This is a genomic window from Vicinamibacteria bacterium, from assembly GCA_035620555.1.
Taxonomy (GTDB): domain Bacteria; phylum Acidobacteriota; class Vicinamibacteria; order Marinacidobacterales; family SMYC01; genus DASPGQ01.
Genome location: DASPGQ010000799.1, coordinates 1 through 9,719, shown reverse-complemented (window position 1 = coordinate 9,719; position 9,719 = coordinate 1). Strand labels below are relative to the sequence as shown.

The 9,719-nt window shown below is 65.3% G+C and carries 9 protein-coding genes; all 9 read left to right on the top strand.

Annotation, left to right across the window (positions count from 1 at the left end):
* The coding region (locus VEK15_32165; GenBank protein ID HXV65395.1) for a Xaa-Pro peptidase family protein at window positions 1-945 on the top strand (945 nt) is incomplete at its 5' end.
* Window positions 942-1,904 carry a hypothetical protein gene (locus tag VEK15_32160; GenBank protein ID HXV65394.1) on the top strand — a complete coding sequence of 321 codons (963 nt, stop codon included), beginning with the start codon at window positions 942-944 and terminating at the stop codon, window positions 1,902-1,904. The genes VEK15_32165 and VEK15_32160, both read left to right, overlap by 4 nt.
* Before the next feature lie 19 nt (window positions 1,905-1,923).
* Window positions 1,924-2,715: a nitroreductase family protein gene (locus tag VEK15_32155; GenBank protein ID HXV65393.1), complete on the top strand. Its 792-nt coding sequence runs from the start codon at window positions 1,924-1,926 to the stop codon at window positions 2,713-2,715.
* Entirely contained in the window at window positions 2,712-3,689 is a 978-nt protein-coding gene (locus VEK15_32150; protein HXV65392.1) for an ABC transporter substrate-binding protein, read from the top strand. Before VEK15_32155 ends, VEK15_32150 begins: the two co-directional genes overlap by 4 nt.
* Before the next feature lie 12 nt (window positions 3,690-3,701).
* The gene (locus VEK15_32145) at window positions 3,702-4,475 is read left to right on the top strand and encodes an ABC transporter ATP-binding protein (GenBank protein HXV65391.1); all 774 of its coding nucleotides are present in this window, start codon (window positions 3,702-3,704) and stop codon (window positions 4,473-4,475) included.
* Window positions 4,476-4,483: 8 nt separating this feature from the next.
* Window positions 4,484-5,218: an ABC transporter permease gene (locus VEK15_32140; GenBank protein HXV65390.1), complete on the top strand. Its 735-nt coding sequence runs from the start codon at window positions 4,484-4,486 to the stop codon at window positions 5,216-5,218.
* Window positions 5,215-5,976 carry an ABC transporter permease gene (locus VEK15_32135; protein ID HXV65389.1) on the top strand — a complete coding sequence of 254 codons (762 nt, stop codon included), beginning with the start codon at window positions 5,215-5,217 and terminating at the stop codon, window positions 5,974-5,976. The genes VEK15_32140 and VEK15_32135 overlap by 4 nt, the downstream gene beginning before the upstream one ends.
* Entirely contained in the window at window positions 5,969-8,041 is a 2,073-nt protein-coding gene (locus VEK15_32130) for a hydantoinase/oxoprolinase family protein (GenBank protein HXV65388.1), read from the top strand. The genes VEK15_32135 and VEK15_32130 overlap by 8 nt, the downstream gene beginning before the upstream one ends.
* Before the next feature lie 13 nt (window positions 8,042-8,054).
* A partial coding sequence (locus tag VEK15_32125) for a hydantoinase B/oxoprolinase family protein (protein ID HXV65387.1) occupies window positions 8,055-9,719 on the top strand: 1,665 nt, incomplete at its 3' end.

Here is a 9,719-nt window from a genome sequence, read left to right as displayed (position 1 = left end):
GGCGTCACCCGTTCGAACGACGTTTTCGTCGTCGTCTCCGACCGCTGGGATGAGGCGCATGCCCGCTCGGGCTCGAACGAGGCATTCGAAGTCATTCTCGCGCCCGATCCTGGTGATGCGCTCGCTCGGCTTCGATTCGAGCGCGCTGCGGTCTGCGGTCTCGAGCTCATGGAGACCCGCTTCGTGGAAGCCCTCGGCTCGAAGCGCGTTCCGGATTCCGCCACGGCCGATCTGGAGCGGCTCCGGATGGTCAAGACCCACGACGAGCTCGACGCACTCTGGCGTGCCGCCGCGCTTGCCGACCAGGGTTATGCGAGGTTCGTCGAAGCCGCCCGAGCGGGGATCCCGGAGTACGCGCTCGTCGCCGAGGTCGAAGCCTTTCTAAAATCCCGAGGCGCCGAGGACAATTTCATGTTGCTCTCGTCGGGAGGCACCGAAGTTCGGAGCATGAAGCCCGCCACCGAGAAAAGGCTCGCTCCCGGAGATTTGGTCGCCACCGAGCTCACGCCGCAAGTGAACGGGTTCTATGCACAGATCTGTCGCACCCTGGTGGTGGGCGCGCCGAGCCAGGCGCAACAAGAGGCCTTCGAAATCTTCCGCCGGGCGCAGCAAGCGGCAGAAGACCTCTTGAAGCCGGGCGTTCTCGTCTCCGACGTCGCCCGGGCCGAGAACGACGTCTTCCGCGAGGCCGGCTTCGGTGCCTATACCGGACCCGAGTACACCCGGGTTCGCGGTCATGGGCTCGGAAGGTTCGTCGACGAAAAGCCGCAGATTCTCGAGGACGTCGACTCCGTGGTGGAGGAGGGTATGGTGCTCATCGCGCATCCCAACACCTATCTTCCGACCGTGGGCTACATGGTCTTCGGGGACGCTCTCGTCGTCACGAAGGAGGGTTGCGAGTCGCTCTCGACGACGGAGAAGAAGCTCTTTCATACCGCACCATGAAGCGCGGCTTGATTGTCTGGGACGAGAACGAGCTGCCTCGTGCGGTGCTCGACAGGCGCCTCGCGAGGGCCCGCTCCCTCGGGTCGTCGCTTGGTATTTCTGCCCTCGTCGCCTACGCGGATCTCTGGCGTGCGAACCCGGCACGCTCTCTCGTGAACTTCATGCCGTACTGGGGACGGTCGCTCCTCGTCGTTCCCGTTTCCGGCGGCACCATCTTGCTTTGCGGAAACTCGCCCCGGGTATATCCGTGGCTTCGCACGGTCACCTATGTCGATGAGCTGCGACACAGTAAGGGCTTCGGCTTCGATCTCGTCACCCTTGCCGCCAGGAACGCGTGGTCTCGGATCGGAGTGCTCGATCTGCCGAAGCTCCCTTACGACGTGTATCGCCCGCTTGTGGACGCGGGGCTCGAGCTCACCGATATCCCGTGGGAGACCCTCCTCGGCGCTCCCGACCCGACGGAGCTTTCGATCCGCCACGACGCCGCGGCCGCGACGCGAAGGCTCGTCGAAGAGGCGATCGCGGACCTCGAGACCCGTCCCGAGCACGAGCTCGTCGCGCGCCTCGAGCGGACGCTTCGCACCGAAGGGATGGAGGACGTCGTCATTCGGGTGACGAACGGCATGTCGGCCCCGAGGCCCGCCTCGGCGCGTCCAGTCGATTCCTCCACGTCGGTCGTCGTCGCATCCGAATATCGCGGGCACTGGGTGCAGCTCTCGCGGCCCGTCGGCAGGCACAATGATGAGTCGCGGGCCAGGCTCTTCAACGCCCTGAGGGATTGGAGCTCGGCGCCAGTCGTCCTCTTCGACCTTTCGGGAGACGTCCCCTTCCGGATGATGCCTCGAGACGCCCGCATCGAGCCCGGCCGCCTCGTTGCGGTCCACCTGGAATCATCCGCGGGCGGTTGGTACGGTGACACGTGCCTGACCGAAACGGCGACGAGCGCGAGACTGCTGTGAGAGTAGAATGCGGGCGCGCATGAGTGGTACCGAAGCCTACGATTCGTTTCTGACTCTGGTCAAAGCCCGTCACAGCTGCCGCCGGTTTCGTTCCGATCCGATTCCCGACGGCCACGTGGAGAAGCTTCTGGAGGCAGCGCGCTGGGCGATGTCCGGAGCGAACGCTCAGCCCTGGGAGTTCATCGTCGTCCGCGATCCGGAAACGACCGCGAAGCTCTACCGCGCGTACCAGGACCACATGAACGAGCTGAACTTCTGGCTCGAACAGCGCTTTCCCTACGAGCTGCGCCATCCCGGCTTCCGTCTCGATGGGGACGTCGAGGCCCAGCTCGAAGCGCTCCGCGCCCGCCCGGGCTGGTCGAAAGCGCCCGCGCTCATCGTCGTCCTCGGAGACGGCCGGCGGCAGCTGGCCTCGGTCTCGGGGGCGAGCACACCCGGACGACATCAAACGCATTTGACCGACGCACTCTCCATCGCGGAAACGCACATCCACCTGGCCGCCACCGCTCTCGGTCTCGCGACGCAGTGGGTCTCCATCCACATCCCCGATCCGTTCAAACAGATCTTGAACGTGCCACCGATCCTCACGATGCACACGATCATCCCCGTGGGCTACCCGGAGCAGCCGTTGACGGGAAGCGTCCGCCGAAAGCTCGTAGAAATCGTGCACGAGGAGACGTACGACGAGACGAAGTTCATGAGCACGCGTCAAGTCGTGGAGAATTTGTACCAGCTACGAGCCGCTACGATCCGAGTCTATCGCCGTTCGCGGGGCGAGAAGCAACCGAACAAGAAAGACGACGAAGCGTGAGCGCACTCGCTCGCTTTCTCATGGTTTTCCTGATCGGCGGCCTCACCGGACTTTCTGCCTGCGGCTCCTCCGGTGACGGCAGGACGCACGTCCGTATCGGACTTCCCGTGGCGGCATCCACGTTTCTACCCCTCTACCTCGCCGACGAAGAGCGGTATTTCGAGGACGAAGGACTCGACGTCGAGCTCGTCGTTTTCCGCGGCGGGTCGGATCTGGTACGTGGCGTGGTCGCGGGATCGATCGATGTCGGCGTTACGTCGCTCGCGGGCGTCACCGTCGGCATCTCCGCGGGGCAGCCCCTCAAAGCCTTCTGGGCCGGGTACAACCTGCCCGCCTTCGACTGGTACGCCGTCCCGTCGATCTCGAGCCTCGACGACGTCAAAGGAAAACGCTTCGGCGTCACGCGCTACGGCTCGTCGACCGATTTCCTGACGCGCTACGTCCTCGTCGCGAACGGGATCGATCCCGACGCCGACGTTCAAATCGTTCAGGGAGGCGACTCCGGAACCCGTCTCGCGGCCATGCAGGCTGGCCAGCTCGACGTCAACATCTTCAATCCGCCCGAGACTTTCATCGCGGAAGATCGGGGTTACAAGCTACTGCTCACGCAACGCTCGCTGGCGGAGGACTATCCGTTCCACGTCTTCTTCGCGACCGAAACCTACATCACCGGGCACGGCGAGCTCCTCGAGACGCTTCTTCGAGCGCACGTCCGGGGCGTGCGCCTCATGAAGAACGACAAGGTACGTGCGCTCCGGACCCTGGAAGCGCGCTCCGGCTCCGAGTACGCCGAGCGAACCTACGACGCGATCCTCCCCTTCATCTACGAAGACGGACGTCTGCCCTCCGAGAGAGGGCTCGAGGTCTTCTTCCAGATGGGCGGCGAAGCCGGACGATTCGACGAGCCCTGGCCCCTCGAAAAATACTGGACGCCGAGATTCCGTGATTCGATGGATGATTGGCTGCCGCGTTAGGGCACCAAGAACTTGACCCACATCGCCATCGAGCATCTCACCATCTCCTACGAGACGCCTCGCGGTGACGCCTTCGTCGCCGTACAGGATTTCCACCTCGAGATCGACCGGGGTCGATTCGTCACGATCGTGGGGCCAAGCGGCTGCGGCAAGAGCAGCCTCCTACTCGCCGTCGACGGCCTCCTTCGGCCGAGCGCGGGCCGAGTGGTCATCGACGGCTCCGTGGTCACGAAACCCGGTCGCGACCGAGCGATGGTCTTCCAGAGCTTCGCGCTCCTTCCCTGGCGCACGGTACTCGACAACGTTCGCTTCGGACTCGAGCTTCAGCGATGGAACGCCGACGATCCGGTCGAGCGCGCGCGCCGGTTCATCGAGATCGTCGGTCTGTCCGGCTTCGAGGGCCATTACCCTCACCAGCTCTCGGGCGGGATGCAACAGCGAGTCGGGATCGCCCGCGCTCTCGCCGTGGACCCGGCCATCCTTCTCATGGACGAGCCCTTCGGCGCGCTCGACGCCCAGACCCGCGAGATCATGGGCTCGGAGCTCCTGCGCATCTGGGAGTCGAACCAGCAGACGGCGCTCTTCGTGACGCACAGCATCGACGAGGCGCTTCTCCTCGGAGACACGGTCGTCGTGATGGCCAGGAACCCCGGAAAGGTACTCGAAGTCATTCCGGTCGATCTTCCCCGACCGCGAAGCATCGAGATGACCGATACGCGCGCTTTCGCCGAGTACCGGCGACGGATCCGAGACCATCTGAGAGCCGAACGGACAGCGGGCGAGTGACGAAAAGCATGCACCGCCCGGTCGTCTCGACGCTCTCGGTCGGCACGGTGCTGTTACTCTGGGAGATCGCACCGAGACTCGGGCTCGTCGACCCGCATTTCACGAGCCAGCCGAGCCGAATCCTCGCGGCGGGCCTCTCGATCGCGCGAAGCGGGAACCTGACGAGCCACCTGGTGGTGAGCTCCTACGAGCTCGCGGCCGGCCTCGCACTCGCGATTCTCGTTGGCGTTCCGCTCGGGCTCCTCCTCGGCGCCTCCCGCGACGCGCGGGACTACCTGGATGCTCCGATCATGGCTCTCTACGCGGCCCCGCGTCTGGCGCTCCTTCCGATACTCGTCGTGTGGCTGGGAATCGGCATGGCGTCCAAAATCGCCGTTGTCTTCATCGGCGCCTTGCTTCCGATCGTCATCAATACGGCCGCCGGCCCGCGCGGAATCGACCGGACGCTTCTTCTTGCCGCGAGCGCTTTCGGCGCACGAAAGCGGGACGTGCTCCTGAAGGTCCTCCTGCCGGGCTCTTTCCCCGCCGTCATGTCGGGAATCCGTCTCGGCATGGGTCGCGGCCTCCTCGGCGTCGTCGTCGGGGAGATGTACGTATCCGAGCGCGGGGTCGGGAACCAGATCATGTCGATGGGGGCCGCCTTTCGAATCGACGAGCTCCTGTTTTATACGCTGCTGGTCTCGTGCGCCGGCGTCGCACTGACGAGCGCCATGAGGCGGCTCGAGGAATGGCTCGAGCCGTGAGCCGACGCCGCGCGCTTCGCGGGGCCGCGACGCTTCTGGTTCTCAGCCTTTTTTGGGAGATCGGTGTTCTCGTCGGTTGGCTCGACCCGTTCTTCACGTCGCAACCCACGGCGATCGCCAGGGAGCTGGTCGAGCAGATCGCTACCGGAGAGCTCACGGCCAATCTCGCCGTGAGCCTCGGTGAGTTCATGGTGGGCTTCGGATCGGCGATCGCCTTGGGCATCCTGCTGGGCATGCTGGCCGGGTGGTATCGTACGCTCGAGTATGCGCTCGACCCCTTTGTCTGGTTTTTCTACGCGGCACCGCTCGTGGCCTTCTATCCCCTGTTCGTCTTGTGGCTTGGGCTCGGTCCCCGGACGGTGGCGGCGATCTCGTTCCTCCTTGCCCTCCCGCCGATCATGACGAACACGCTCTCCGGTATGAAGCACGTCGATCCCAACCTCGTACGGGCCGCCCGGTCGCTCGGCGCGGGCAGGGGCGATTTGTTCGTGAAGGTGGCGCTTCCCGCCTCGGTCCCGATGGTGATGGCGGGCCTCCGGCTCGGCGTCGGCCGAGCGCTCACCGGCGTCGTCATCGCGGAGCTCTTCGGCGCCACCGCGGGACTGGGGTTCAGCATCAGCTACTACGGCTCGCTCCTCCGAACGACGGAAATGATGACTTCACTCGTCGTGATCGTGGGACTCGGCGTCTTGTTCCATCAAGGCCTGAGCATGCTCGAAGGCAGGTTCGATTCGTGGAGAACCGGCCCCGGTGCGTAAGCTCGACATCGCGGTCGACATCGGCGGGACGTTCACCGATCTGGTCGCCTACGACGAGAGCACCGGCAGGGTCACGAGCACCAAGAGCTCCACGACACCTCCCGAGCTCACTTTGGGCATCGTTCGCTGCCTCGAGAAGAGTGGGCTCTCCGTCGCCGAGGCGCGAAACTTCGTCCACGGATCGACGATCGCCATCAATACGGTCATCGAGCGCAAGGGAGTGCGCACGGCACTCGTGGTGACTCGAGGAACGCGCGACCTCTACAAAATCGGGAGAGGAAACCGGCCGGAGGCATACAAACTCTTCTTCAAGCGGCCCGAGCCCCTGGTGCCCCGTCATCTCACCTTCGAGGTCGATGAGCGACTCGGCCCGGACGGGCGAGTCGTGACGCGGTTCGACGACGCGCAGGCGCGAGCGGTCGCCGAAGAGGTCGCAGGGTCCGGTGTCGAAGCCGTCGCCGTCTGCTTTCTGCACTCCTGGCGCAACGCCGCCCACGAGGAGCGGATGGGTGAGCTTCTCTCTGAGGTCGTGCCGCGCGCGTTCGTGACGCTGTCGCACCGATTGCTGCGCGAGTACGGCGAGTACGAGAGGACCTCGACGAGCGTCATCAACGCGTACATCGGCCCACCCATTCGCGCCTATCTCGGATCACTCGAGCGCCTGCTGGCCGCGCGGCGTTTCGACGGGCGGTTTCTCATCATGCAGTCGAACGGCGGCGTCATGACTCCCGCCGTGGCGGGCGGGCACCCCGTGGCGATGCTGGAATCGGGGCCCGTTGGAGGATTCATGGCGGCGGCGCGCGTGGGGAAGCTTCTGGGATACACAAACGTCATCGGGTTCGACATGGGCGGCACGACGGCGAAGACGAGTCTGGTCACGGGAGGAGAGCCGCGCATGGCTCACGGCTACCACATCGGCGGTTACGCGAGCGGACAGCCTGTCATGCTGCCCGTCGTCGATACCGTGGAAGTGGGCTCCGGGGGCGGAAGCATCGCCTGGGTGGACGGCTTTGGCTCTCTTCAAGTTGGTCCGCGGAGCGCGGGCGCCGAGCCCGGTCCTATCTGTTACGGGCAAGGGGGCACGGAGCCGACGGTCACGGATGCGAACCTGGTGCTGGGGCGATTGTCGGAACGGGCCCTCCTCGACGGCGAGATGACGCTCGCGTGCGACGCGGCACACAGGGGCCTCGAGACGACGATCGCGGCGGCATTGGGTCTGACGCCCGTCGAAGCGGCCCGCGCGGTGATCCGGATTGCGGTCACGAAGATGTCTCTGGCCGTGCGTGAGGTCTCGGTCGAGCGCGGCTACGATCCCCGCGATTTCGCGATGGTGGCGTTCGGAGGCGCCGGGCCGCTCCACGCGGTGGAGGTCGCACGCGAGCTCCACATCCCGACCGTCATCGTGCCCAACGTTCCCGGACAATTCTCCGCCGCCGGCATGCTGCTGGCCGACCTGAAGCACGACTACGTGCGCACGTTCTACCAGGAGCTCGATACCGCCGACCTCGGGGAGCTTCTTCGGCTCGCGAAAGAGCTCGTCGACGAAGGGCGGCGGACGCTCCAGGGCGAAGGGGTCTCGAGCCAAACCATGGAGTTTCGCTACGTGCTCGAGATCCGCTATGTGGGGCAGGAGTTTACCCTCCCCATCGAGGTGCCTCCCGGGGCGCTCGCCGGAGCCGAGCGCGAGAACATCCGTGCTCGATTCAACGACAACCACGACCGCCAGTTCGGCTATCGGGATAACGAGCGGCCGGTCGAGATCGTGAATCTGCGCGTCACCGCGGTCGGGCGCCGGGAGATCCGAGACGTCCTCGCGCTTTCACCCCCGCCGCCGGGAGGTCGAGTCGAGCCGGCGGAAACGCGCCCGGTGGTGCTCGAAGACGGAACATTCGTCGCATGTCCGGTATACCGGCGCGACGGGTTACCCGAAGGCTTCGAGCTCTCGGGCCCCGCCGTCATCCAGGAGTATGGCAGCACCACCCTTCTGTTCCCGGGAGATTCGGCCAGAGTGTCCCCGAGCGGCGAGCTCGTCATTCGCGTTGGCTCCCTGGAGAGCGGCGTATGATTCGGTCGCGGCAATGAGCATCGACCTCGTCACTCTCGAAGTCATCCGGAACATGCTTCCGGCGATCGCAAACGAGATGTCCTACGTGCTGCAGCGGGCGTCCTTCAACATGATGATTTACGAGGTGCGCGACTACTGCTGCGCGCTTCTCGATACCCGTGGCCGGCTCCTCTCGCAAAACGTTGGAGGCGTGTCGCATTTCGTCTCGGACCTTGGAGTCGTCATCCGAGACGGAGTCGCGCGGTACGGGCCTGGCGCATTCGAGCCCGGCGACGTCGTGATCACCAACCATCAAAGGGTCGCGGGACAGCATCTCAACAACGTTCTCATCTACACGCCGTGCTTCTGCGAAGACGAGCTCTTCGGCTTTGCCGCGGTGCGGGCCCATTGGATCGATGTCGGAGGTCTCAGCACCGGGTTCGGAGCGGCGAGCGCGCGGGACCCGTGGATGGAGGGCCTGCAGCTCGATCAGATCAAGCTCTACGAAGCGGGACGGCTCGACGACAAGGTATGGCGGATCGTGAGCGACAACATCCGCTTCCCCGAATCTTCGATGGGAGACCTGCGCTCCCAGATCGCGGCCTGCCAGCTCGGGGAGCGACGCATCGCCGAGATCGTGGATCGCTACGGCCGCGAGGTCGTGGAAGAGGCGATCGAGCGCATCTTCGATCAGAGCGAGGCGCGTTGCCGTGCCGTCGTCGCGAAGCTCCCCGATGGCGAGTACACCGCCGAGTCCCGGCTCGGAGGTCATCCGCTCGACGGCAACGAGCCCGTTCGGATCAAAGCAAGAGTCGTCGTGCGCGGGAGTGACATGATCATCGACCTGACGGGATGCTCGCTCCAGAGACGGGGTCCCATCAACGGGCGGACCATCGCGGCCGCGGTCATTGCCTACAAGGCCATCACCACGCCCGATCTCCCCGTGAACGAAGGCACCTTTCGCGCTCTTCGCGTCGAGATCCAGGAAGGTAATTTCATGATGGCGACCCATCCCGCGGCGATGGCGGGCTGGGGCCGAGCGCTCCCGACGGTCGTCGATACGATTCTGAAAGCGCTCGCCGACGCGATTCCCGAGGCGATACCGGCGGCGCACCTCGGTGTGCTCGGCGGGCCCGTCGTCTTCTTCGGGACCGACCCGGTGCGCGGCAAGCGTTTCGTCACCCAGAGCATCGAAGGAGGAGGCTGGGGAGGGCGGCCTTTCGAGGACGGCGAGTGCGCGACCGTATCGATTTGTCAGGGCGACGTGCGCAACGCACCCATCGAGAAGATGGAGCTCCGATGGCCGGTTCTCGTCAAGCGACGAGAGCTTCGGCCCGACTCCGGAGGACCGGGAAAGTTTCGCGGAGGGCTCGGCTTGCGAACGGAAGTACTCGGGCTCGCCGAGGGTAGCTGGACGCTTGCCGACACCGGACGCCGCGCGTTTCCCCCGTGGGGGTTGCAAGGCGGCAAGGAAGGCCTCCCTTCCGATAGCCTGATGAAGCTCCCGGGCGAGACCGAGCACCACCACGTCGACGTCACGAGACATCCCGTCCCCGAGGGCACGGAGGCGATGCTGGTGACGGCGGGCGGCGGCGGCTGGGGAAATCCTCTCGAGCGCGACCCCGAGCGCGTGCGCTTCGACGTGATCGAAGGCTACGTTTCCCTCGAAGCGGCTCGTCGCGACTACGGCGTCGTTCTG

Coding starts and splice junctions, on each gene's coding strand:
- VEK15_32160 (HXV65394.1), top strand. CDS start 942: ATGAAGCGCGGCTTGATTGTCTGGGACGAGAACGAGCTGCCTCGTGCG.
- VEK15_32140 (HXV65390.1), top strand. CDS start 4,484: ATGCACCGCCCGGTCGTCTCGACGCTCTCGGTCGGCACGGTGCTGTTA.
- VEK15_32155 (HXV65393.1), top strand. CDS start 1,924: ATGAGTGGTACCGAAGCCTACGATTCGTTTCTGACTCTGGTCAAAGCC.